Origin of the sequence: Xanthomonas sp. LMG 8993 (assembly GCF_009835065.2) — a bacterium.
GTDB classification, from domain to species: domain Bacteria; phylum Pseudomonadota; class Gammaproteobacteria; order Xanthomonadales; family Xanthomonadaceae; genus Xanthomonas; species Xanthomonas arboricola.
In genome coordinates, this window is record NZ_QVIF02000003.1 from 287,216 (window position 1) to 311,520 (window position 24,305).

The window sequence follows — 24,305 nt, forward strand, 5'->3', positions numbered from 1 at the left end:
TGATAGGGACGTGGCGGGACCCGCGCGATCGCCCGTTTCAGGCGCATGCACGGAGACTGGTGCAGCGGCGCGCTGCACCAGCGCACGCAACGGCGCAGTGTAAGGTCAGGCTGCGGTTCGCTGCGAGACATCGCTCCTGCTTGTTTTGCTATACCTGCGCCGCCCGGTGGCCGTGCAAGAGCCGCCATGCTGCATCGGTGCAACTGCACGGCACGCCTTGCCGTTCGTGGCCTTCCACCTGGTTGCGCTGGAGTACGGCGGCGGCTGCGGTGGGGCGCCCGGCCTGCGGCCGATGTATGGCCAGGCCTGCGACGCCGGCTGCAGACAGAGCTACCTGCATGCGCATTGCGATGCGCTCACATCTCCAGCACGACCTTGCCCAGGTGGCTGCCCTGCTCAAGATAGCGGTGCGCTGCAGCGGCTTCGCCGAGCGGGAAGCGCTTGTCGAGCAGCACGCGCAGCTTGCCCTGCGCGATCCACGGCCACACCACGCGCTCCACTTCCGCGGCCAGGCGCGCCTTTTCGTCGGCACTGCGCGGGCGCAGCGTCGAGCCGGTGAGGATGGCCTGCTTGCGCATCAGCAGCGGGATCGGCACCTCGATGGTCGAGCCGGCCTGCGAGGCGATATAGACGATGCGCCCGCGCGGGTTGAGCGCCTCCAGGGTGTCGGCGAATACCGCAGCGCCTACCATGTCCAGCGACACATCCACCCCGCCGTGCGCCTTGGCCACGTCGACAAACGATTCGGTGGTGGAGTCGATCGCCACATCGGCGCCCAGTTCGCGCGCCTGCGTCGCCTTGCCCGCCGAACGCGCAGTCGCCAGCACATGCGCACCGGCGGCCTTGGCCATCTGGATCGCAGTCACGCCGATCCCGGACGTGGCGCCATGCAGCAGCAGCCATTCCCCGGCCGCCAGCCGGCCATGCTCGAACAGGTTGGTGTACGCGGTGAAGATGGTTTCCGGTAGCGCCGCGGCATGCGCCAGATCCATGCCCGGCGGAATCGGCAGCACATGCCGCGCGTCGACCGCTGCGTACTGTGCGTATCCGCCACCGCCCAGCAGTGCACACACCCGATCGCCGACCTTCCAGCGACCGGCCGGCTCCACGATCTCGCCGGCGATTTCCAGCCCGAGCGTCTGCGGCGCGCCGGGCGGCGGCGGATAGTGGCCGGCACGCTGCAGCAGATCGGGACGATTGATCCCGGCCGCATGCACGCGGATCAGCACCTGCCCCGGCGCAGGACGCGGGCGCGGCATTTCACTGGCGTACAGTGCATCCGCATCGCCCTTGCCATCGCGAATGGCGATTGCAGTCATCGTGGTATCGCTCATGCGCAGCACTCCGTAGAAAGTGCACCCAGTGTAGAGCTGCCCGCGTCAACGTCCGGCGCAAGCCCGCTCGCGACATGGCACGCAGGCGCAGCGCAACCACTGTCTCCGCCAAGTCACGGCAAGCAACCACGCGATGACCGGCATCACGCGTGAAACCAGTGCGGCGACAAACGCGATTCGCCTGCCCGCTGCAAGGCAAGGCTTCGCTCGCCGCCGCGCGGCAAGCGCCTGCAGGTCCCCGCAGATCGCGCCGTCATTCCGCTGACAGCACGCGAGGTAACCGGATGCAGGACACCCGCAACCAAATATGCATTCATCGCGATGAAGCGATATTATGCTGGCACGATCCGCCGGACCTGCCGCGATGACGCATCTCAGTTTCGAGTTCTACCCGCCCAAGACCGACGACCAGCGCGCCCAGCTGGACCGCACGGCGGCCAGGCTGAAGGGCTATGCGCCGGAATACGTGTCGTGCACCTTCGGTGCCGGCGGCTCCACGCTCAGCTACACCTCCGAGACGGTGCGTCACCTCAAGCAGAAGCACGGTTTCGAAGCCGCCCCGCATCTGTCCTGCGTCGGCGGCAGCCGCCAGGAGATCCGCGAGCTGCTCAAGCTGTATCGCGCGATCGGCTGTACCCGCATCGTCGCGCTGCGCGGCGACCTGCCCTCGGGCATGGGCCATCCGGGCGACCTGCGTTACGCCTCGGACCTGATCGCCTTCATCCGCGCCGAGCACGGCGATGCGTTCCGGATCGAGGTGGGTGCGTATCCGGAAACCCATCCACAGGCGACCGACGCGCTCAGCGATCTGCGTTACTTCAAGGCCAAGGTGGATGCCGGCGCCGATGCCGCGATCACCCAGTATTTCTACAACGCCGACGCGTACTTTCATTTCCGCGACGCCGTGCAGCGCATGGGCGTGGAGATCCCGATCATCCCCGGCATCATGCCGATCTCCAATTTCTCGCAGTTGCGGCGCTTTTCCGAGCAATGCGGTGCGGAAATTCCGCGCTGGATCAGCAAGAAGATGCAGTCCTACGGCGACGATGCCGATGCGGTGCGCGCCTTCGGTGCGGAAGTGGTGGCCACCGTGTGCGAGCGCCTGATCGCCGGCGGCGCGCCTGCCCTGCACTTCTACACGCTCAACCTGGCCAAACCGACCACGCAGGTGCTGCAGCTGCTCGGGCGCTGAGCCAGCCGGTCGAAGCCATACCCTCGGCGGGCATCTCCACGCGGGCACATCATCGGCAAACGCGCGCGTGATGCGCAACCGCCGTGCAAGCTGCCACGGTCCCGGCGCGTTGCTCGCCGGCTCACGCAGGCCCCGTTACGCTGCGCCAATGCCTCGCCTCCTGCTGCCGTTGCTGCTGTTGTTCTGCCTGTGCCCGGCCACGCGCGTGCAGGCGCAGGAGATCCGTCGCTGCGTGACAGCGGACGGGCAGACCATGTTCACCGACCGCCGCTGCGAAGATGTCGGCGCCGCGGCGCGCCCGCCGCCGGCCGCGCGCGCGCAGGGCAACACCGGCCTGCATCGCTACGGCTGCCCGCGCCGGCTGAGCGAACTGGTGTCGTTGCTGCAACTGGCGGTGGACAGCCGCGACGTCAATCGGCTCTCCAGCCTCTACCTGTGGAGCGGCCAGTCCGACGCCGCTGCCAACCAGGTGCTGAGCCGGCTGGAGGCGATCGTGCAACGCCCATTGCTCGACATCGTGCCGATGTACCCGCAACGCGATCCGCCGACCTGGGAAGCCGATGCCGGCACGGCAGCGGCTCCATCCCTGGACGGCAGCGCCATCGACGCCCCACTCCCGGCACCGCCAAGCCGCCCACGCCCCTGGGGCCTGCGCCTGGAACAGAACCTCGCCAGCGGTGCGCCGGCAAGCAGCGTGTTGCGGCTGCGCCGGCAGTACAACTGCTTCTGGGTGACGTTTTAGCGCAGCGCCCGGCGTGAGCGGATTGCAGCGGCCAAGTACATGCGACGGCGCATTGCCCCGGCAATCGGTGATGGTGACGATGGTGGTATTGGCTGCTAGGCAGTGAGCGTATCGGCTCAGAGACTCCGAACCTCATGCCTCATAGGTGACGCTTGCAGGCTATACGACAAGCCGGCCCATGATCTGCGTGACCGCCTGCTGCGGGCTCAGCACGGCGCTGTCGATCACCCAGTGCGGCTCGGTCCAGGCCTCATAATCATGCGCGAGCACGGAGGCCCACCCCGGCACGCGCAATCCGACCACGTCGCTTTGCCGCGATTCCACGCGCTGCCGATGCACGTTGCGATCGCTGCACACTACCTCGATCTCCAGCAAGCGGCTCCGTGTGCGACGAGCTACATCGCGCCACGCTTCACGGGTGACCGGCAACGGGTTCACGCAATCGGCGACCACCACGTGACCCTGCTGCAGATTGGCCTCGGCAAGTGCGTAGGCGGTCATGTAGCCGGCTGCTCCGACGTCGTTGGCGAGTACACCACTTTCGCGTAGTGACTGCTCGATCGTATCGATACGCAAATAAAACGCAGTGCATTGCGTCAGTAGCGCCTGGGCAATGGAACTCTTGCCGACGCCCGGCAATCCGCCGAACACCACCAAGATCGCTGACTGCAGGGTCACTGCGGCCACAGCGCACGAATCGCCGCGATGCCTTGCGCGCCATGCGAACGGGCTTCGCGCAGGTCGTCGACCTGCATGCCACCGAGTGCGTAGATCGGCAAGGAGACCTGCTCGCGCAAGCGTTCGAATCCTTCCCACCCCAAGGGTGTCGCACCTGGATGCGACGCGGTCGCCTGCACCGGACCCAGCACCGCAAAATCGCAGCCAAGACGCTGGGCGTGGCGCAGGTCTTCCAGTCCGTGACAGGATGCGGCGACCGGCTGCTCGGCCGGCAACGGGCGCTGCTGCAGGCTGGCCAGTTGCTCCGAACCCAGATGCACGCCGATGCCGAGTTCGCTGGCCAGTGCGATGTCGCGGTTGAGCAGCAGTTGCGCGCGCGCACGGCCGCGCAGGCGCATCACCTGCTGCAGCAAGGCCTGCCAGCGCGCCGGTTCGGCCTGCCGCGCACGCAACTGGATGCGCGTGATGCCGTCCTGCAGCGCACGCTCCAAACCTTCCAGCCACAGCGCGTCATCGTCCGGCTCGGGCGTGATCAGATAGCGGTCGGGCTGGCGCAGCACACCGACCACCGGCACATCGGCCGGCGGCATCGAATAACGGGCCAGCTTGTCGGCGGCCACCCAGGTCATCGCCTGGCCTTCGCGGCCGCGCGGGCTGCCTTTCCATGCGGTGATGTGGCGCACTTCCAGGCGCAGCCGCTTGTCCGGGTACAACTGCGGCACGTCCATCAGCCACTCGCCGACCTGCGCCTCGATACCGAGCTCTTCGTTGAGTTCGCGCACCAATGCCTGTTCGGAGGTTTCGCCAGGTTCGCGCTTGCCACCCGGAAACTCCCACAGGCCGGGCATGTCGCGGGTTTCGGTACGGCGGGTCAGCAGGATGCGGCCGCGGGCGTCAGTGATCACGCCGGCAACGACGTGGATGGATCTTAGAGAATCAGGCATGGCACAAGAGTGCCGCGAGTGAGCCGTTCAGTGCAATCGCTTGGCGGCGGGGAATGGAGATTCGGGAATCGGGAATCGGTTGAAGCAGGCACCATGCCCGCCTTTGCAATTCCCCATTCCCGATTCCCGATTCACGCCTACAGCGGATGCCCGATGCGCCAGAGCACGCCGCTGGGATCGTGCAAGGTAAAATCGCGTGCGCCCCACGGCCGATCTTCCGGCGCGCTGCAGCTCACCCCGAACTGCGCGCCCAGGCCGGTGTCGTGCACGTGCTGCCACCAGCTGTCGGCATCGTCTACCCACAGGTGCAGCATCAGGTTCTCGGCCAGTTCGCGCAGATAGAAATCCTGCAGCAGGAATGCGCAATGCGTGCCATGCCGGAAGCAGGTCACATTGCCTACCTCGTCCTCCTGCACGAAGCCCAGCGCGCGATAGAACCGCTGCGACAGCGCGTAGTCGCGTGCAGGCACGAACACCTTCAATTGCTGGCTGGACAGCAGCGCCATGACCGCACTCCACGCAGGATGTGGATCGAGCATACGCCCCGCAGTGGCACCGGCGGAGAGGCCTACATACAAAAGGCACCGCGTTGGCGCCGCGAGAGATGGACAGCGTGTGGCGGACCTGCCGTGCCGAGGCCCGCCGCAAGACAGCTCGCCGGACGCTTCCAGCGTCTATGCCGTGCTTGTCGACCTTGCCTGGCAACGATGCAGGCAATGCCATTGGCGGAGCTGGACAAGGGTGCGAGGTCCCGGCGGGGCATTGCACCCAGCCTCCGACACTCCATGACCTGCTCATCAGCAGCTCCAGCGAATCCCATTCGTAAGCAGAGCCCCCTTGGTAAGGGGGCGCGCCAAAGGCGCGGGGATCGGAAGCAAGGACCGTGCACCAGGCGTCCGCTACGCGGATGCCTGGTGTGCAGCCCGCCAAGCGGGCTGCACCACGGTCAACTCAGCTCAGCTGAGTTGACCGTGGCAGTGCTTGTACTTCTTGCCGCTGCCGCAGGGGCACGGATCGTTACGGCCCACCTTGGGCTCGTCGCGGGTCACCTGCGACACCGGCACCGGGGCGTTGCCGCCCTGCATCTGTTCCACTTCCTCGTCGGCACCATAGCCGCCGGCGTCCTGATGCTGGAACTGCGAGGCCATCAAGCGCGCCTGCGCCTGCAGACGCTCCTGCTCTTCCAGCTCGGCCACTTCCTCTTCGCTGCGGATGCGCACGCGCGCCAGCAGGTTGATCACTTCGCGCTTGACGTTCTCCAGCATCTCGGAGAACAGCTCGAAGGCTTCCTTCTTGTATTCCTGCTTGGGCTGCTTCTGCGCATAGCCACGCAGATAGATGCCCTGGCGCAGGTAATCCATCTTGGCCAGATGCTCCTTCCAGCCCTGGTCGAGCACGGTCAGCATCACGTGCTTCTCCAACGCGCGCATGGTGTCGTTGCCCACCGCCGCTTCCTTCTCGGCAAAGTGCGCATCCACCGCTGCCTGCACCTTGGCCGCAATCTGCTCGGCGTCCAGTTCTTCCTGCGTGCGTGCCATCTCGCTCAGCGCCAGCGGCATGCCCAGCTCCGATTCCAGCGTGGCTTCCAGACCCTTCAGGTCCCACTGCTCATCGACAGAGTTGGGCGGCACGAAGCGTGCGACCAGGTCGTAGATCACATCGCCACGGATGCCGTCGACGTTGTCCTTGACCGATTCGGCATCCAGCAATTCGTCGCGCTGGGCGTAGATCACCTTGCGCTGGTCGTTGTTGACGTCGTCGAAGTCCAGCAGGTTCTTGCGGATGTCGAAGTTGTGCGCTTCCACCTTGCGCTGCGCCTTTTCGATCTGCCGGCTGACCAGGCGGTCTTCGATGACGTCGTCTTCCTTCATGCCCATCATGCGCATCGCCTTCTGGACCCAGTCCGAGGCGAAGATGCGCATCAGGTTGTCTTCCAGCGACAGATAGAAGCGCGAGGAACCCGGGTCGCCCTGACGACCGGCACGGCCACGCAGCTGATTGTCGATACGACGCGACTCGTGCCGCTCGGTACCGATGATGTGCAGGCCGCCGGCCGCCTTGACCGCATCGTGACGACGCTGCCATTCGGTCTTGGCCGCAAGGCGCTGCTCGTCGCTGATGTCGTCGCCCATGGCATGCAGCTCGGTTTCCAGCGAACCGCCCAGCACGATGTCGGTACCGCGGCCGGCCATGTTGGTGGCGATGGTCACCGCGCCTGGCTGGCCTGCGTTGGCCACGATGGTGGCTTCGCGCTCGTGCTGCTTGGCGTTGAGCACTTCGTGCTTGACCCCGGCCTTGCGCAGGTGCTCGGACAGCATCTCCGAAGTCTCGATCGAGGTGGTACCCACCAGCACCGGCTGGCCGCGCTTGGCGCAGTCTTCGATGTCGGCCAGCACCGCGTTGAACTTGCCCTTGCGGTTGAGGAACACCTGGTCCGGATGGTCCTTGCGCACGGTCGGGCGGTTGGTCGGGATCACCACCACTTCCAGGCCGTAGATGCTCTGGAATTCGTAGGCCTCGGTGTCGGCCGTACCGGTCATGCCGGACAGCTTCTTGTACATGCGGAACAGGTTCTGGAAGGTGATGCTGGCCAGCGTCTGGTTCTCGCGCTGCACCGGCACGCCTTCCTTGGCCTCGACCGCCTGGTGCAGGCCGTCGGACCAACGGCGCCCGCTCAACGTGCGGCCAGTGAATTCGTCGACGATCACCACCTCGCCATCGCGCACGATGTAGTCCACGTCGCGCTGATAGATCGCATGCGCGCGCAGCGCGGCATTGAGGTGATGCACCACGCTCAGGTTCTGCGCGGCGTACAGGCCGTCGTCGGCATTTTCCAGGATGCCGGCCTGCATCAGCAGTTCTTCGGCGTGGCCCATGCCCGCCTCGGACAGATGCACCTGCTTGCCCTTCTCGTCGATCCAGAAGTCGCCCTCGCCCTCTTCGCTTTCCTGCCTGGTCAGCTGCGGCACGATGCGGTTGACGCGGATGTACAGCTCCGGCGACTCGTCGGCCGGGCCGGAGATGATCAGCGGGGTACGCGCCTCGTCGATCAGGATCGAGTCGACTTCGTCGACGATCGCGTAATGCAGGTTGCGCTGGTAACGGTCGGCCTTGGACAGCGCCATGTTGTCGCGCAGGTAGTCGAAACCGAACTCGTTGTTGGTGCCGTAGGTGATGTCGCTGCCGTAGGCCTCGCGCTTGTCGCTATGCGGCATGCCCGGATACACCACGCCCACGCTCAGGCCCAGCCAGTTGTACAGCTTGCCCATCTGCGCGGCGTCGCGGCGCGCCAGGTAGTCGTTGACCGTGACCACATGCACGCCCTCGCCCTGCAGCGCGTTGAGGTACACCGGCAGCGTGGCGACCAGGGTCTTGCCTTCACCGGTGCGCATCTCGGCGATCTTGCCCAGGTGCAGCACCATGCCGCCGATCAGCTGCACGTCGTAATGGCGCATGCCGAGCACGCGGCGGCTGGCCTCGCGGCACACCGCAAAGGCTTCGGGAAGAATCTTGTCCAGGGACTCGCCGGCGGCAAGTCGCTGCTTGAACTCCGGAGTCTTGGCTTGCAGCTCGGCGTCGGAGAGCTTCTCGATCGTCGGCTCCAGCGCATTGATCTGGGTGACGAGGCGGTTGAGCTGGCGCAGCTGGCGTTCGTTACGACTGCCAAAGACACGGGTAAGCAGACTGTTGATCATTGAAGAAACCGGTTGAAAAGGAACGGTTTGACCGACGCCGGTCCCCAAGACCCGGCCGCCGTAAACGAAACAGGGCGCACTGCGCCCTGTCGATGGCAACACCCTATTGTAGCTTGGGGCGGGCCTTCACGAATCAAGCGCCGCCCGCGCCGTCGTCAACCGCGCCCGCGGCGGCCCACCGGCGTGTTGGTATCGCCCAGGAACTTGCGCGGATTGACCACCCGCCCGTCCGCCCACACCTCGAAATGCACGTGGGCGCCGGTGGAGCGGCCGCTGGATCCGGCCCGGGCCACCTGCTGGCCGGCGCGGACCAGGTCGCCCACCTTCACCACCAGGCGCGAGTTGTGCGCATAGCGGGTCACATAGCCGTTGCCGTGGTCCACTTCCACCACGTTGCCGTAGCCGCCGCGCACGCCGGCATAGCTGACCACGCCGTCGGCGACCGACATCACCGGGTCGCCCACGTTGGCGTGGAAGTCCACGCCCTTGTGGAAGGCCGAACCACCGTCGAACGGATCGGCGCGGCCGCCGAAGCCGGAGGTGATGTAGGTGTTGCGGATCGGCATCCGCGAGGGCACCGAATTCTGTTCGAGCTGATGATCGAACATCAGCGCGGCCAGCACGTTCAGTTGCTGGCCGGAGGCGGAGAACTGCTGTTCGACCTGCCCCAGCGTCTGCTTGAGCGACTCGACCGGCATGTCGCTGACCGGCTCGTCGCCGCCACCGACGCCGACCGGGGCGTCGAAGTCGAACTCGCCGTCCTTCAGCTTGCCCATTTCGGTCAGCCGCTCGCCCAATGCATTGAGACGGGTGGCCTGCGCCTGCAGCTCGCCCATGCGCGCGGCCAGTGCGTTGACCTGCGCCTGCGAGGCGCGCTGCGCCTGGGCCAGCTCGGCCTGCTGCCGGGCAACCTTGGCCTGCAACGCGGAATTGGTCACCATGCCGGTGGCGGTGCTGGCACCGATGCCGATCAACATGCCCAGCCCAAGCACGGCGCCGAGGACTACCATCGGTCGATCCGCGGCAAAGCCCTGGAACTGGCGGGCCAACCGCTGCGCCCGGGTTTCGCGAGATTTGATTACAACTTTCTTCAACGCCATATGAGTGTCATGTCCAAGCCCAAGTCCAACGCACGCAACCCTTCCGTCCCACAACCGGCCATCGAGGCCGCGTTGGGTGAAAAGGCTGGCGACCCCTTGCGCCGAGCGTTGTGGCTCGATGCGCTGGACCGACAGTTGCGCCCCCTGTTACCGCCTCATCTGGCCACCCGTTGCCGGCTGGCCAATGTCAGAGACGAACAGCTCGTTTTTCTGGTTGATTCACCTGTCTGGCATGCCAAGTTGCGACTTGCCGAGACCCAATTACTGGATGCCGCCCGATCCATCGGACTGAAGGCCACCGCAGTGACCATCAAGACCACTACCACCCCGCTGCATTCCCCAATGCAGCAGAATCGCGAGCGTCCGCGCCCCGTCTCGGAGGCCACGCACAGAGGTCTGCGCGATGCGCTGGCCTCCCTGCAGGATGTTCCACCCACCAAACGGTGAGCACCGCGCCGCTGGTGCGAAGCGGCCGCCGCAGCGTGAAAGAATTGCGAAGACCGCGCACGACCCGACGCATCCTAGCGGGCCTCAGCCACGCAGGAGTTAGAGAAGTCTTAAATAAAAGTTAAGAACGGGCCGGTAATCCGACGCAGTTCACACTTTGAACGCCGACTGCGGCATTCCCCGACATCAGGCGTAGACGGGGCTGGCGTAGGTGACCGGCGGTTGCACGGTGCCTTCCGGGAAGCTGACCCATTCCCAGGCGGCCTGATCCGCCAGCAGCGCACGCACCAGCTTGTTGTTGAGCGCGTGGCCGGACTTGAAGCCTTCGTAGGCGCCCAGAATGGCGCCGCCGGCCAGGTACAGGTCGCCGATGGCGTCCAGGATCTTGTGCCGCACGAATTCGTTGGTATAGCGGAGGCCGTCCTCGTTGAGCACGCGGAACTCGTCCAGCACGATGGCGTTGTCCATCGAACCGCCCAGGCCCAGATTGCGCTCGCGCATGTATTCAAGGTCGCGCATGAAGCCGAAGGTGCGGGCGCGCGAGATTTCCTTGACGTAGGCCGAGGTGGAGAACTCGATTTCCTGGCGCGACTGCTTGGCCGGGATCATCGGGTGATTGAATTCGATGGTGAAGCCGAGCTTGTAGCCCTCGTACGGCTCGAAGCGCGCGACCTTGTCGCCCTCGCGCACTTCCACCGTCTGCTTGATGCGGATGAAGCGCTTGGCCTTGTTCTGCTCGACGATGCCTGCCGACTGCAGCAGGAACACGAACGGGCCGGACGAACCGTCCATGATCGGCAACTCGGCCGAGGACAGTTCGACGATGACATTGTCCACACCCAGGCCGGCCAGTGCCGACATCAGGTGCTCGACGGTCTGGATCTTGGCGCCATTGCAGGTCAGGCCGGTGCACAGCGTGGTCTCGGTGACCAGTTCGGCATCGGCCGGGACTTCGACGATCGGCTCCAGGTCCACACGCCGGAACACCACGCCATGATCGACCGGAGCCGGCCGTAGCGTCATGTACACCTTGTCGCCGCTGTGCAGGCCGACGCCGGTGGCGCGAATGGTGTTCTTGAGAGTGCGTTGCTGGGTCATATGCGAAGTCTGGATGAACAATGCAGACAGACGCTGAACCGGCTGTCTAATCCGTAGAGATTATCTGAATTTTAACAAGTCGCGCGTGACGGGAACTGTAATCCCCGGGTCACGCCACTGCAAAAGCTGCCGGATCGTGGCCGATCCGGCAGAAAGGACATGGCACTTCACCCCCGAGGCGAACCCCGGGGCGGAACGGACCACGCCGCCGTAGCGACGCGGTCGACGATCCTCAGTCGGCCTGGCGGCGCAGGAACGCCGGGATATCCAGGTAGTCGTTGGGCAGGTCTGCGGCCGGCGTAGCCGAACCGCCGCCGTTGTTGCCGCCGCTGCCGACCGAGTCGCTGCTCGGACGACGCAGGCCCAGGCCCATGCTGCCGCCGACGGCCTTGGACACCGCATCGCCGCCGCTGGTGTCGAAATCGCCGAACTCCGGCTGGCCGGTGGTGGCATTGCGCACCAGCTTGATCGGCGCGCGCTGGTCCGGACGCTGGGTCTGGCGGGCAACCGCACGGTTCAGGCCGGTGGCCACCACGGTGACGCGCACTTCGTCCTGCATGTCCGGGTCGAGCACGGTGCCGACGACCACGGTCGCATCTTCCGAGGCGAACGCTTCGATGGTGCGGCCGATCTCGTCGAACTCGGACATGGTGAAGTCCGGGCCGGCGGTGATGTTGACCAGGATGCCGTTGGCACCGGCCAGGTTGACGTCGTCCAGCAGCGGGTTCTGGATGGCGGCTTCGGCAGCGGCCTGCGCGCGATCGTCGCCGCGTGCCGAGCCGGTGCCCATCATGGCCAGGCCCATTTCCGACATCACGGTGCGCACGTCGGCGAAGTCGACGTTGATCAGACCCGGACGCACGATCAGGTCGGCGATGCCCTGCACGGCGCCCTGCAGCACGTCGTTGGCGGCGCGGAAGGCCTGGATCATGGTGGCGTTGCGGCCGAGCACGGTGATCAGCTTTTCATTGGGGATGGTGATCAGCGAGTCGCAATGCTGGCTCAGCTCCTCGATGCCCTTGAGCGCAACCTGCATGCGGCGACGGCCTTCGAACGGGAACGGCTTGGTGACCACGGCCACGGTCAGGATGCCCATTTCCTTGGCCAGCTGTGCAACCACCGGGGCGGCGCCGGTGCCGGTGCCGCCGCCCATGCCGGCGGTGATGAACACCATGTCCGCACCCTGCAGCGCGTCCATGATGCGCTCGCGGTCTTCCAGCGCGGCCTGGCGGCCGACTTCCGGATTGGCGCCCGCGCCCAGGCCCTTGGTGACGTTGGTGCCGAGCTGCAGCTGCAGCTTGGCGCCGCAGTTCTTGATCGCCTGCGAGTCGGTGTTGGCGGTGATGAACTCCACGCCATCGACATTGGTGTTGACCATGTGCGCAACCGCGTTGCCGCCGCCGCCGCCCACGCCAACGACCTTGATTACCGCGTTGGGAGCCATCTTTTCGATCAGTTCAAAATGTGCCATGTCAGTGTCCTCTTGAGCCGGGATTGGGGGGTGGGGATTGGGGAGTCGCAAACGCGCTGGTCCCTGTCCCACTCCGCATCACGGCGAGTGTTGTTGTTTGAAAGTCGGGATTCGTGTGCCTGGGCCATGGATGCGCTGTTGCGCTCTACGACTCATAGCACCTACTCCTCGACGCAATGCCTGCAAAAAATTTTACCGCCTACCCGCTCGCCGCTCTCCACTTAATCGTTGCTACCACTCTGCTTTTTTTCGCCCTTGCCAATCCCAAATTCCGAATTCCAAATCCCGGCCCCTCAGAATTCCCCGCGATACCAGTTCTTCAATTTCTTGAACAAGCTCCCGGCGCGACCGGTCGGGATCGACGGGCGGCGCGGGTGTTCGATCTGGCTGCCCATCAGCAACAGGCCCACGCCGGAGGCGTGCACCGGGTTGCCGACGACTTCGCCCAGGCCGGTGACGTGCTGGGGAATGCCCACGCGCACCGGCATCTGCAACATCTCTTCGGCCAGTTCGACCACGCCTTCCATCTTCGACGCACCGCCGGTGAGCACCATGCCGGCGCGCACCATTTCCTCGAAACCGGAGCGGCGCAGTTCGGCCTGCACCATTTCGAAGATTTCCTCGTAACGGCCCTGCACTGCCTGCGCGAGCGCATGCCGCGGCATGCGACGCGGCGGGCGGTCGCCGACCGACGGCACCTGGATGCTTTCTTCGGCGGTGGCCAGCTGCGCCAGCGCACAGGCGTAGCGCACCTTGATCTGTTCGGCTTCCGGGGTGGGCGTGCGCAGCATGTGCGCGATGTCGTTGGTGACGTGGTCGCCGGCGATCGGCAGCGAGGCGGTGTGGCAGATCGCGCCCTGCACGTAGACCGCAAGGTCGGTGGTGCCGGCGCCGATATCCACCAGCACCACGCCCAGTTCGCGCTCGTCGGCGGTCAGGACCGCCACGCTGGAGGCCAGCGACGACAGCACCAGATCGTCCACCTGCAGGCCGCACTTCTGCACGCACTTGGTGATGTTGGCCGCTGCCGACTGCGCGCACACCACCAGATGCGCGTGCACCTCCAGGCGCACGCCGGTCATGCCGACCGGATTGCGGATGCCTTCCTGCGAATCGTCCAGCACGTACTCGCGCGGGATCGCATGCAGGATGCGCTGGTCGGCAGGAATGGCCACGGCCTTGGCCGCATCCAGCACGCGCTCCAGATCGCTCCAGGTCACTTCGCCGTCGCGGATCGGCACGATGCCGGGCGAGTTCTTGCACTGCACGTGGTTGCCGGAAATCGACGCGTACACCGAGCGGATTTCGCAACCGGCCATCAGCTCGGCCTCTTCCACCGCGCGCTGGATCGACTGCACGGTGGACTCGATGTCCACCACCACGCCGCGCTTGAGACCGCGCGATTCATGCGAACCGATGCCGATCACTTCGATCGGATTGCCGGGCGAGTACTCGCCGACCAGCGCGACGACCTTGGAGGTGCCGATGTCCAGTCCAACGATGAGGGATTTGTCGCCTTTGCGGTTCATGTCTTAAAGCCGGGAATAGGGAATAGCGAATGGGGAATGGTCAACAGCGGTGCACGGAGGCGAGGAGAATTGAGGACGAGTGCGTGAGGCGCAGCGGGCGACACCGGCTTGGGTTTTTTATCCATTCCCGATTCCCCACTCTCCATTCGCCGCTCGACCGTGAAGCCGTTGGTGTAGCGCAGGTCGGCGCGGGCGATCGGGCGTTGCGGGTCTGCCAGTTGCGGCAGCACGCGGGCGAAGCGCTGCAGGCGCGCGCGCGCGTCGTCGCGGCCGATCACGATCTGCACGCCGTTGCTCAGGCCCAGCGACCAGCTGCCGCGCGCGTCCATTTCCAGACGCTCCACATCCAGCCCGGTTGGCGCGAACAACGCGCGCGATTCGTTGTAGAGCGCCACCACGTCCTGGGTCTTGCTGTCCGGGCCACCGAGTTGCGGCAGCTTGAAATCCTTCAACAACGGCGGGGTGCGGAACAACCGGCCCTGCTCGGACAACATGCGGTCGGTGCCCCAGCGCGCGAACGGCTTGTGCTCGGTGACGTGCACTTCCAGCACGTCCGGCCAGCGCTTGCGCACCTGCGCACTTTCTACCCACGGCAAGCGCGCGATGGCGTCCTGCGCGTTCTGCAACTTCACCGCGAAAAAGCCCGCGCGCGCATACGGCAGGACCACCGCGCGCAACTCTTCGGCCGGCACCCGCTTGAAGTCGCCCGACACCCGCAAGCGCGCCAACGGCCAACGCTCGGCACCGACCCAGCCATTGAGCACAGCCACCACCGGCAACGCGACCAGCGCCACCGCGAGCAACCACGCCAGGATGCGCAGGGTGGCGTTCATGCGCGCGCTCCGCGCGCGGGAATGGGGAATCGGGAATAGGGAATCGCAACGGCGCGCGCTGCGCGCGCGGGATTGGGGATTAGGGATTGGGGATTCGCCACGGCAACAGCAACGGCGCGCATGGCGTCGCTGTTGGCCAATCCCGAATCCCGAATCCCCAATCCCCGCGTCATAGCGTCTGCTCCAGCACGCGCCAGACCAGTTCTTCGAAATCGATGCCGAGCTGGCGCGCGGCCTTGGGCACCAGCGAGTGGCTGGTCATGCCCGGGGCGGTGTTGACCTCCAGCAGATACAGCTGGCCGCTGGTGCGGTCGCGCATCACGTCGACGCGGCCCCAGCCGCGGGCACCGGCAGCGCGGAAGGCGTCCAGGGCGAGCTGGCGCAGTTGCGTCTCGGCATCGCCGTCCAGGCCCGGGCACAGGTACTGGGTGTCGTCGGCCAGGTACTTGGCGTTGTAGTCGTACCACTGGCCCTTGGGCACGATGCGGATCGACGGCAGCGCGACCTCGCCGAGCACGGCCACGGTGAGTTCGTCGCCTTCGATCAGCTGCTCCATCAGCAGCGCGCCGTCGTAGCGCGCCGCCAGCAGCACGGCTTGTTCGAGCTGGGCCTGGTCGAACACGCGGCTGATGCCGACGCTGGAGCCTTCGTTGGCCGGCTTGACGATCACCGGCAAGCCGATCTGCCGGGCGGCGGCATGGATGTCGTCGGCGCTGGCACCGGCGGCCAGGCGCGCATAGCGCGGCGTGGACAGGCCCAGTGACAGCCACACCTGCTTGGTGCGGATCTTGTCCATGCTCAACGCCGAACCCAGCACGTTGGAGCCGGTGTACGGCACCTTGAAGGCTTCCATCAGGCCTTGCACGATGCCGTCTTCGCCGCCGCCGTTATGGCCGTGCAGCACGTTGAAGACGCGATCGAAGCGTTTTTCGACCAGGGCCTGCGCCAGGGCCGGAATGCCGTCGACCGGCTGCGCGTCGACACCGCGCGCGCGCAGTGCGTCAAGCACGTTGCTGCCGGAGTTCAACGACACTTCGCGCTCGGACGAGGTACCGCCGAGCAGCACGGCGACGCGTCCGAACGCGGCCGGATCGCTGGTACGTGCGTTGGGAATCACCGTGCTCATGCGCTCGCTCCGGTGAAACCGTTGTTGATGATGTGCTGCGCGACATAGCCGATATCGCCGGCGCCCATCATCAGCAGCAGATCGCCGTCCTGCAGCACGTCCGGCAGCACTTCGGCCAGGCCGGAAATCTGCCCGACCACCACCGGTTCGCTGCGGCCGCGCGCACGGATCGCACGCGCCAGCGCGCGCGCATCGGCGCCTGGAATCGGTGCTTCGCCGGCCGGATAGACCTCGCTCAGCACCAGCGCATCGACGGTGCTCAGCACCGCGGCGAAGGCATCGAATTGATCGCGGGTACGGCTGTAGCGATGCGGCTGGAATGCGACCACCAGGCGCTTGTCCGGCCAGCCGCCACGGGCAGCAGCGAACACCGCTTCCAGCTCGCGCGGATGGTGGCCGTAATCGTCGACCACGCGCACGCGCGCACCGGTGCTGGTGGTGACTTCGCCCAGGTCGTTGAAGCGGCGGCCGATGCCGGCGAAGTTTTCCAGCGCACGCGCAATGGTCTCCGGCGCCACACCCAGCTGCCAGCCGATCGCAGCGGCCGCCAGTGCGTTGAGCACGTTGTGGCGGCCCGGCAAGGCCAGCGTCACCGGGGTGGTGGTGCCTTCGGGCAGACGCAGCGTGAAGCGCATGCGCGGGCCGTCCTGCACCACGTCTTCGGCGCGTACGTCGGCGTTTTCGCTCATGCCGTAGCTCATCACGTGGCGCGGCGTCTTGCCGGCCAGCGCGGCCACTTCCGGGTCGTCGATGCACAGCAATGCCAGGCCGTAGAACGGCAGGCGCTGCAGGAACTCGGCGAAGGCGGCCTGGATGCGTGCGAAATCGTTGCCGTAGTTTTCCAGGTGATCCGAATCGATGTTGGTGATCACCGCCATCAGCGGATTCAGGCGCAGGAAGCTGCCGTCGCTTTCGTCGGCCTCGGCCACCAGCCACTGGCCGCCGCCCAGCTTGGCGTTGGCGCCGGCGGCCAGCAACTGCCCGCCGATGACGAAGGTCGGATCCAGCCCGCCCTCGCTCAGCACCGCTGCGGCCAGGCTGGTGGTGGTGGTCTTGCCATGCGTGCCGGCCACCGCGATGCCGCGACGGAACCGCATCAGCTCGGCCAGCATCGCCGCACGCGGCATGATCGGAATGCGCTGGCTGCGCGCTTCCATCAGCTCGGGGTTGTCTTCGCGGATCGCGCTGGACACCACCACGCAATCGGTGCCGAGCACGTTGGCCGCCGAATGCCCGCGCATCACCCGCGCACCCAGCTTGGCCAGCCGCCGCGTCGCCACGTTATCGGAGTTGTCCGAGCCGGAGACTTCATAGCCCAGCGTCAGCATCACCTCGGCAATGCCGCTCATGCCAGTGCCACCGATACCGACGAAATGCACGCGCGGAAATGCACGCACCAGATCGCCACTGTCCTGCAGACGGCGGATCACGCAGCACCTCCGGTGGAGGTGCCGGGATTGGGAATTCGGGATTGGAGATTGGTGGCGATCAATTGCGCGGAGCGGTCGCCATTAACGGATGTCTGCATGCTGTCCTGCTTGTGCTGTTGCTCTTTACGAATCCCAAATCCCGAATCCCCACTCCCGGCTTCCTGAAGAATGATGTCGGCGATGCGTTCGGCGGCGTCCGGCTTGGCCAGGGTGCGGGCGGCCTGTGCCATCGCCAGGCGGCGGGCGGGGTCGGCGAGCAGGGTCTGCAAGACCTGCTGCAAGCGCGCGGCCAGGGTGTCGTCCTGCTTGAGCAGCACGGCGGCATCGGCGCCGACCAGGTATTCGGCATTGCGGGTCTGGTGGTCGTCCACCGCTGCGGCGAAGGGCACCAGCACGCTGCCGATGCCGGCGGCGCATAGTTCGGCCAGCGTGGAGGCACCGGCGCGGCACACGACCAGGTCGGCCCAGGCGTAGGCGGCGGCCATGTCGGCGATGAAGGGTTCGACGCTGGCGTTGGCGCCCGCCTGCGCGTACGCGGCCTCGGCTTCGGCACGCAGCTTTTCGCCGCACTGGTGGCGCACGTCCACATCCGGGTGACCGAGCGCAGCCAGTGCCGCCGGCACGGCCTGGTTCAATGCGCGTGCGCCCTGGCTGCCACCGAGCACCAGCACGCGTACGGCATTGCCACGGCCGAGCAGACGCGTGGCCGGCGCGGGAAGCGCTGCGATTTCCGCACGCACCGGATTGCCCACCGCTTCTTCGCCAGCGAAGCTGCCCGGGAAACCGGTCAGCACACGGCGCGCAAACCGCGACAACACCTTGTTGGTCATGCCGGGCGCGCGGTTCTGTTCGTGCACCAGCAACGGCACGCCGAGCAGCCGCGCTGCCAGGCCGCCCGGGCCGGCCGCAAAGCCGCCGAAACTGATCACCGCACGCGGCTGGCGCTTGCGCAGCACGAAGCCGGCGGCGCGCACTGCGCGCATCACCCGCACCGGTGCACCGAGCAATTTCACCAGGCCCTTGCCGCGCAGGCCGCTGATGGCCAGCGTGTCGAGTTGAATATCGTGCTGCGGCACCAGCCGGGTTTCCATCGCGCCGTCGGCGCCCAGCCAGGTCACCGGCACGCCACGCGCGCGCAGCACCTTGGCCACGGCCAGACCCGGGAAGATGTGCCCGCCGGTGCCGCCAGCCAGAATCATCACTGGTCGGATCCCCGCACCTGGATATGCGGGCGTATGCGCGGGATTTGCATGAGCGCTCATGCAATCCTCCCGAAGGTCGGTTCCACGCGCGGCTGCATGCGGCTGGTGCCGCGCAGGAACTCGGACGCATGCGCAGACGTCGCCGAGGCTGCAGCAACCGGTGCCGGCGCAGGTGCGGCGGCAACCGGCTCGCGCTGCGGCTTGCGCGCGGGCGCGTAGGCCGGCGTGGCCGACTCGACCACCGGTTCGGCCGGCTCGGCCGACGGCGCGCCCGCACCCTGCGGCGACAACTTGCTGCGCAGGCGCTCGGCACGATCCATTTCGTAGGACACGCGCAGCAGCAGGCCCATCGCCACGCAGGTCATCAGCACCGACGAACCGCCGGAGGAAATCAGCGGCAGGGTCAGGCCCTTGGTCGGCAGGATGCCCAGGTTCACGCCTACCGAGACGAAGCTCTGCAGGCTGATCCACAAGCCGATGCCGAAGGCGATGTAGCCGGAGAAGTGACGCTTCATTTCCACGCAGCGCATGCCCAGCCAGAACGCGCGGCCGACCAGCAGCGCGTACAGCGAAATCACCCCGCACACGCCGACAAAGCCGAGCTCTTCGGCGATGACCGAGAAGATGAAGTCGGTATGCGCTTCGGGCAGGTAGTTGAGCTTCTGTACCGAGGCGCCCAGGCCCACGCCGGTCCACTGGCCACGGCCGACTGCCATCAAGGCGTTGGACAGCTGATAGCCGGAGCCAAGCTGGTCGGCCCACGGGTCCAGGAACGAGGTGATGCGACGCAGCCGGTACGGCTCCAGGATCGCGATGAAGGCGAATACCGGCAGGCCGAACACGATCGGCATCGACATGCGCGGCAGGTTCACCCCGCCCAGCACCAGCATGCCGGCGGTGATCGCCAGCAGCAGCGTGGACGAGCCGAAGTCCGGCTGCATCAGCAGCAGGCCGACCAGTGCGATCGCCACGCCCAGCGGCTTGAGCATCGCCGGCCAGGTCGCATTGACCTCGTCGCGAAAGCGCACCAGGTAGCTGGACAGCCACACGATGTAGAGCACCTTGACCGCTTCGACGGTCTGGAATTTCGACACGCCCAGGTTGATCCAGCGCTTGGCGCCGTTGACGCTGCTGCCCAGGCCGGGCACGAACACCACCATCAGCAGGCCGAAGCAGGCCAGCAGCAGCACCTGGTTGTACTGTTCGATGGTCTTGAGCTCGGTACGCATCGCCCAGAACGCCAAACCCACGCCGATGCCCAGGAACAGCAGATGGCGGGTCAGGTAATAGAACGGATTGTCGGACAGCTCGATCGAGCTGGACGCCACCATCACCACGCCCAGCGAGGCGAGCGTGGCCGCGGCCCCGAGCAGCCACGGGTCGTAGCGGCCGCCGATGGCGTCCAGTCGCGTGGCCTGGCGGGACATGTCGTTCATCAGCGCACCTTCAACGTGGCAAGGCCGATCAGCACCAGCACCACCGAAATGATCCAGAAGCGCACGATCACGCGCGGCTCCGGCCAGCCCTTGAGTTCGAAGTGGTGATGGATCGGCGCCATGCGGAACACGCGCTTGCCGGTCAGCTTGAAGCTGGCGACCTGGATCATCACCGACAGCGTTTCGATCACGAACACCCCGCCCATGATCACCAGCACCAGCTCCTGGCGCACGATCACCGCGATGGTGCCGAGCACCGCGCCCAGCGACAGCGCGCCGATATCACCCATGAACACCATGGCCGGATAGGTGTTGAACCACAGAAAGCCCAAGCCTGCGCCGGCGATCGCCGAGCAGATGATGATCAGCTCGCCGGCCCCGGGAATCAGCGGGATCTTCAGGTATTCGGCAAACACCACGTTGCCCGAGGCGTAGGCGAACACGCCCAGCGCACAGGCCACCAGCACGGTCGGCATGATCGCCAGGCCGTCCAGACCGTCGGTCAGATTGACCGCGTTGGAGAAGCCGACGATCCAGAAATAGGCGATCACCACGAAGCTCACGCCGGCCAGCGGCAGCGCGATCGACTTGAACATCGGGATGTAGAAGGTGATCGCGGCCGGCACGTCGGCGGTGTAGTACAGGAACAGGCCCGCGGCCAGGCCGAAGATCGACTGCAGCAGATACTTCCAGCGCGACTTCAGGCCATTGGGATCGCGTCGCACGATCTTGATCCAGTCGTCGTACCAGCCGATCGCACCGAAACAGACCATCACCGCCAGCACCAACCACACGTAACGGTTGCGCAGGTCGCCCCACAGCAGCACCGACAAGGTCACCGTCAGCAGGATCAGCGAGCCGCCCATGGTCGGGGTGCCGGCCTTGGAAAAATGCGTCTGCGGGCCGTCCTGGCGGATCGGCTGGCCACCCTTGAACTGTGCCAGCTTGCGGATCACCGCCGGGCCCATCCACAGCGACAGGAACAACGCGGTCAGCGCGGCCAGGATGCCGCGGAAGGTCAGATAGTTGAACAGCCCGAACAGGCTCTCCAGTTGCTGCAGCCAACGCGCCAGCTCAAGCAGCATGGGATGCGTCCTCCGCCGGTGCGAGCAGCGCGGCGACGATGCGGTCCATGGCGCTGCCACGGGAGCCTTTCACCAGCAGCGTGGGCGGGGTTTGCGCCGTGGTGGCGGCAGTCTGCGCCGCCGCACCGGTGTGTTCGTACATCGAAGAAGATTCCTGCGTTTGGGTCGGCGAAACGGCGAGCTGCGCCAGATCCGCCTGCAAGGCCGCGATCAACGCGGCATGGGTGGCGAACACGCGGCCGCCCTCGCCGAACGCCTGTGCGGCGGCGGCACTGAGCTCGCCCAGCGCGTACAGGCGCTGCAGCTTGGCCGCGCGCGCGCGACGGCCGGCGGCGGCATGCAGGGCCGCGCCTTCCGGGCCGAGTTCGCGCATGTCGCCGAGCACCAGCCAGCCTTCGCCAGGCGCAGCGGCCAGGGTGTCGATGGCGGCATCCAGCGAGCCGGGGTTGGCGTTGTAGCTGTCGTCGATCAGCACCGCGCCGCCAGGCAGGGCGTGGGTGATCTGACGGCCGGCCACCGGACGCACCTGCGCCAGACCGGCGGCAATGATCGGCAAGGCGATGCCCGCACCCAAGGCCAGGCCGGCCGCCGCCAGCGCGTTGAGCACGTTGTGGCGGCCCGGCAACGGCAGCGCGATCTGCGCCTGGCCTTGCGGGGTCACCAGGGTGAATTGCGCGCCACTGGCCTGCAGCCGCAAGCCATGCGCGGTGATGTCGGCACTGGCCTGCAGGCCGTAGCGCAACACGCGGCGGCCCTGCACCGGCTGCGCATGCAGTTGCTGCTCGAACCAGGCACCGAAGGCATCGTCGGCATTGATCACCGCCACGCCATCGGCCGGCAATGCGGCGTAGATGGCGCCCTTGGTGCGGGCGACGCCGAGCAGGCTGCCCAGGCGTTCCAGATGGGCAGGCGCAATGTTGTTGACCAGGGCCACGTGCGGCTGGGCGATCTCGGTGAGATAGGCGATATCGCCCGGCTTGCCGGCGCCCATTTCGTAGATCGCCAGGTCCGCATCGTCCGGCGCCGCGATCACCGCCAGCGGCAGGCCGATCTCGTTGTTACGGTTGCCCGGCGTGGCGTACACGGTGGTGCCGTCGACACGCCCAGCCTCGGTCAGGATGGCCAGCAGCAGCGCCTTGACGCTGGTCTTGCCGTTGGAGCCGGTCAAGGCGATCACCCGCGTGGCGCGGTCGCGCTGCATGCCGGCGGCGATACGCGCCAGCGCCAGTTCGGTATTTTCCACCAGCACCTGCGGCACGCTCAGCTCCGGCAGCAGGCGATCGACCAGCACACCGCTGGCGCCGTGCGCCACCGCGTCTGCGGCAAAGTCGTGTCCGTCGAAACGCTCGCCGCGCAGCGCCACGTACAGGCTGCCGTTGGCCAGCGTGCGGGTGTCGTTGCCGAAGGTGTCGATCATGGCGTCGTCGCCATGCAGCTCGCCACCGGCCCAGTGGGCGATCAACGACAGCGGCGTGAGCTTCATGCGCGCACTCCCAGCACGGTACGCGGCAACAGGGCCTGCGCCGCCACGATGGCGTCGTCGAAGGCATGCCGCACGCCGGCGACTTCCTGGTACGGTTCGTGGCCCTTGCCGGCGATCAGCACGATGTCGGAGGCACTGGCCATGCTGATGGCCTGATGGATCGCCGCGGCGCGGTCGCGCTGCACGATGGCCGCATCCGGGCGCGCGAAGCCGCGCAGGATATCGGCCACGATCACATCGCCATCTTCGCCGCGCGGGTTGTCGTCGGTGACGATCGCCACGTCGGCATTGACCTCGGCAATGGCCGCCATCTGCGGGCGCTTGCCGGTATCGCGCTCACCACCGCAGCCGAACACGCAGATCAGCCGATCCTGTGCATGCGCGCGCAGGCTGGCCAATGCCTGTTCCAGCGCGTCGGGCGTGTGTGCGTAGTCGACGACCACCAGCGGTGCGCCATGCGCACCACCCAGGCGATTCATGCGGCCGTGGATCGGTTGCAACCGACCGAGCACTTCGGCGATCTGCGCCGGCGCGATCTCCAGCGCAGACAACGCACCGGCCACGACCAGCAGGTTGTCCACATTGAAGCGGCCCAGCAGCGGCGAGTGCACCGGATGCACCTGGCCGTCGAGATGCAGCGCGAAATTGATGCCGTTGTGGTCCAGCTGCAGTGCCTGCGCACGCACGCCTGCCTGGGCCTGCGCGCGCGAGCTCACGCCGATCGCGCGCAGCGCGGGGTCGAGCGAGGCCAGCAGCGTGCGGCCGAATTCATCATCCAGGTTCACCACCGCGGCTTTCAATCCGGCGCGCGTGAACAGCCTGGCCTTGGCCGCGCCGTACTGCGCCATGTCGCCGTGGTAATCGAGATGGTCGCGGGTGAGATTGGTGAACACCGCCACGTCGAAATGCACCGCATCCACGCGGCCCTGGTCCAGCGCATGCGAGCTGACTTCCATCGCCACCGCCTGCGCGCCCGCGTCGCGCAACTGCGCCAGCAAGGCATGCGTCTGCAGCACCAGCGGCGTGGTGAAACCGGTCGGCACGGCGCTGCCGTACAGGCCGACGCCCAGCGTGCCGAGCGTGCCGGCCGGGGTGCCGAGCAGCGTCAGGGCCTGCGCCAGCAATTGCACGGTGGAGGTCTTGCCGTTGGTGCCGGTGACACCGACCATGCGCATCGCCCGCGAGGGCTGGCCGTGGAACTGATCGGCCATCGCGCCCAGGCGCGCACGCAGGCCCGGCACCGCGATCGCGTCGGCCGGTGCCGGCAGATCGGCCGGCGCCGGCGGCTCGAACAACACCGCCGCCGAGCCATTGGCGCGCGCCTCGTCGACGAAGCCCAGGCCATGCGCACCAAACCCGGCGATCGCCACGAAGGCATCGCCCGCACGCACCGCACGGCTGTCCATCACCAGGCCCGAGACCTGCACCTTGTGCGCAAGCGGCACGTCCGGCAACAACTGCGACAGCGGCATGCTGCGGC

20 protein-coding genes are annotated in these 24,305 nt (G+C 66.7%); 3 read left to right on the forward strand and 17 right to left on the reverse strand.

Translation table 11 applies throughout. The annotated features are described in order from the left end of the window. Positions 1–356 precede the first annotated feature (356 nt). Positions 357–1,334 carry an NAD(P)H-quinone oxidoreductase gene (locus DYQ94_RS07670; RefSeq protein WP_126965303.1) on the reverse strand — a complete coding sequence of 326 codons (978 nt, stop codon included), beginning with the start codon at positions 1,332–1,334 and terminating at the stop codon, positions 357–359. Positions 1,335–1,698: 364 nt separating this feature from the next. Here DYQ94_RS07670 and metF point away from each other — a divergent pair, with 364 nt between their 5' ends. Further along, positions 1,699–2,526 (forward strand): methylenetetrahydrofolate reductase [NAD(P)H], encoded by an 828-nt coding sequence (gene metF, locus DYQ94_RS07675; RefSeq protein WP_024938327.1) that lies wholly within the window; start codon positions 1,699–1,701, stop codon positions 2,524–2,526. Between the two features lie 70 nt (positions 2,527–2,596). Then, complete coding sequence (locus DYQ94_RS07680; protein ID WP_126965302.1) at positions 2,597–3,268, forward strand: hypothetical protein; 672 nt, start codon at positions 2,597–2,599, stop codon at positions 3,266–3,268. Between the two features lie 159 nt (positions 3,269–3,427). Here the strand turns inward: DYQ94_RS07680 and DYQ94_RS07685 are convergent, their stop codons facing one another. From DYQ94_RS07685 to DYQ94_RS07705, 5 genes are all read right to left on the reverse strand, one after another. Next, a complete protein-coding gene (locus DYQ94_RS07685) occupies positions 3,428–3,955 on the reverse strand; it encodes a P-loop nucleotide/nucleoside kinase family protein (RefSeq protein ID WP_425518991.1) in 528 nt (175 codons plus the stop codon). Further along, the gene (locus DYQ94_RS07690) at positions 3,943–4,890 is read right to left on the reverse strand and encodes a Nudix family hydrolase (protein WP_126965301.1); all 948 of its coding nucleotides are present in this window, start codon (positions 4,888–4,890) and stop codon (positions 3,943–3,945) included. Before DYQ94_RS07690 ends, DYQ94_RS07685 begins: the two co-directional genes overlap by 13 nt. A gap of 137 nt (positions 4,891–5,027) precedes the next feature. Next, positions 5,028–5,396 (reverse strand): VOC family protein, encoded by a 369-nt coding sequence (locus DYQ94_RS07695; protein ID WP_054591399.1) that lies wholly within the window; start codon positions 5,394–5,396, stop codon positions 5,028–5,030. A gap of 450 nt (positions 5,397–5,846) precedes the next feature. Next, the gene (secA, locus tag DYQ94_RS07700) at positions 5,847–8,585 is read right to left on the reverse strand and encodes a preprotein translocase subunit SecA (protein ID WP_126965300.1); all 2,739 of its coding nucleotides are present in this window, start codon (positions 8,583–8,585) and stop codon (positions 5,847–5,849) included. A 155-nt stretch (positions 8,586–8,740) separates the two neighbouring features. Next, on the reverse strand, positions 8,741–9,685 hold the full coding sequence (locus tag DYQ94_RS07705; RefSeq protein WP_024938331.1) for a M23 family metallopeptidase: 945 nt from the start codon (positions 9,683–9,685) through the stop codon (positions 8,741–8,743). On the opposite strand from DYQ94_RS07705, the gene DYQ94_RS07710 reads away from it, so the two are divergent. Next, positions 9,686–10,132 carry a DciA family protein gene (locus DYQ94_RS07710; RefSeq protein WP_024938332.1) on the forward strand — a complete coding sequence of 149 codons (447 nt, stop codon included), beginning with the start codon at positions 9,686–9,688 and terminating at the stop codon, positions 10,130–10,132. It abuts the gene before it with no gap. A 186-nt stretch (positions 10,133–10,318) separates the two neighbouring features. Here DYQ94_RS07710 and lpxC read toward each other — a convergent pair whose 3' ends face one another. The 11 genes from lpxC to DYQ94_RS07765 all read right to left on the reverse strand — a co-directional run bounded on the left by lpxC (position 10,319) and on the right by DYQ94_RS07765 (position 24,297). After that, positions 10,319–11,230 (reverse strand): UDP-3-O-acyl-N-acetylglucosamine deacetylase, encoded by a 912-nt coding sequence (lpxC, locus tag DYQ94_RS07715; RefSeq protein ID WP_024938333.1) that lies wholly within the window; start codon positions 11,228–11,230, stop codon positions 10,319–10,321. A 232-nt stretch (positions 11,231–11,462) separates the two neighbouring features. Next, entirely contained in the window at positions 11,463–12,701 is a 1,239-nt protein-coding gene (gene ftsZ / locus DYQ94_RS07720) for a cell division protein FtsZ (protein WP_126965299.1), read from the reverse strand. 293 nt (positions 12,702–12,994) lie between these two features. Further along, entirely contained in the window at positions 12,995–14,230 is a 1,236-nt protein-coding gene (gene ftsA / locus DYQ94_RS07725; protein ID WP_003485272.1) for a cell division protein FtsA, read from the reverse strand. Then, positions 14,227–15,063, reverse strand: coding sequence for a cell division protein FtsQ/DivIB (locus DYQ94_RS07730; protein WP_102581980.1), 837 nt, complete (start codon positions 15,061–15,063; stop codon positions 14,227–14,229). Before DYQ94_RS07730 ends, ftsA begins: the two co-directional genes overlap by 4 nt. Positions 15,064–15,232: 169 nt before the next feature. Beyond that, positions 15,233–16,189, reverse strand: a complete 957-nt coding sequence (locus tag DYQ94_RS07735) for a D-alanine--D-alanine ligase (RefSeq protein WP_160954909.1) — start codon at positions 16,187–16,189, stop codon at positions 15,233–15,235. Beyond that, positions 16,186–17,619 carry a UDP-N-acetylmuramate--L-alanine ligase gene (gene murC, locus DYQ94_RS07740; protein ID WP_016902185.1) on the reverse strand — a complete coding sequence of 478 codons (1,434 nt, stop codon included), beginning with the start codon at positions 17,617–17,619 and terminating at the stop codon, positions 16,186–16,188. The genes DYQ94_RS07735 and murC overlap by 4 nt, the downstream gene beginning before the upstream one ends. Continuing rightward, the gene (gene murG / locus DYQ94_RS07745) at positions 17,616–18,881 is read right to left on the reverse strand and encodes an undecaprenyldiphospho-muramoylpentapeptide beta-N-acetylglucosaminyltransferase (RefSeq protein ID WP_160954910.1); all 1,266 of its coding nucleotides are present in this window, start codon (positions 18,879–18,881) and stop codon (positions 17,616–17,618) included. The genes murC and murG overlap by 4 nt, the downstream gene beginning before the upstream one ends. Then, entirely contained in the window at positions 18,878–20,257 is a 1,380-nt protein-coding gene (gene ftsW, locus DYQ94_RS07750; protein ID WP_016903081.1) for a putative lipid II flippase FtsW, read from the reverse strand. Before ftsW ends, murG begins: the two co-directional genes overlap by 4 nt. After that, positions 20,257–21,342, reverse strand: a complete 1,086-nt coding sequence (mraY, locus tag DYQ94_RS07755) for a phospho-N-acetylmuramoyl-pentapeptide-transferase (protein WP_016903082.1) — start codon at positions 21,340–21,342, stop codon at positions 20,257–20,259. The genes ftsW and mraY overlap by 1 nt, the downstream gene beginning before the upstream one ends. Next, positions 21,332–22,825, reverse strand: coding sequence for a UDP-N-acetylmuramoyl-tripeptide--D-alanyl-D-alanine ligase (locus tag DYQ94_RS07760; RefSeq protein WP_160954911.1), 1,494 nt, complete (start codon positions 22,823–22,825; stop codon positions 21,332–21,334). Before DYQ94_RS07760 ends, mraY begins: the two co-directional genes overlap by 11 nt. Then, on the reverse strand, positions 22,822–24,297 hold the full coding sequence (locus DYQ94_RS07765) for a UDP-N-acetylmuramoyl-L-alanyl-D-glutamate--2,6-diaminopimelate ligase (protein WP_160954918.1): 1,476 nt from the start codon (positions 24,295–24,297) through the stop codon (positions 22,822–22,824). Before DYQ94_RS07765 ends, DYQ94_RS07760 begins: the two co-directional genes overlap by 4 nt. Positions 24,298–24,305 lie beyond the last annotated feature (8 nt).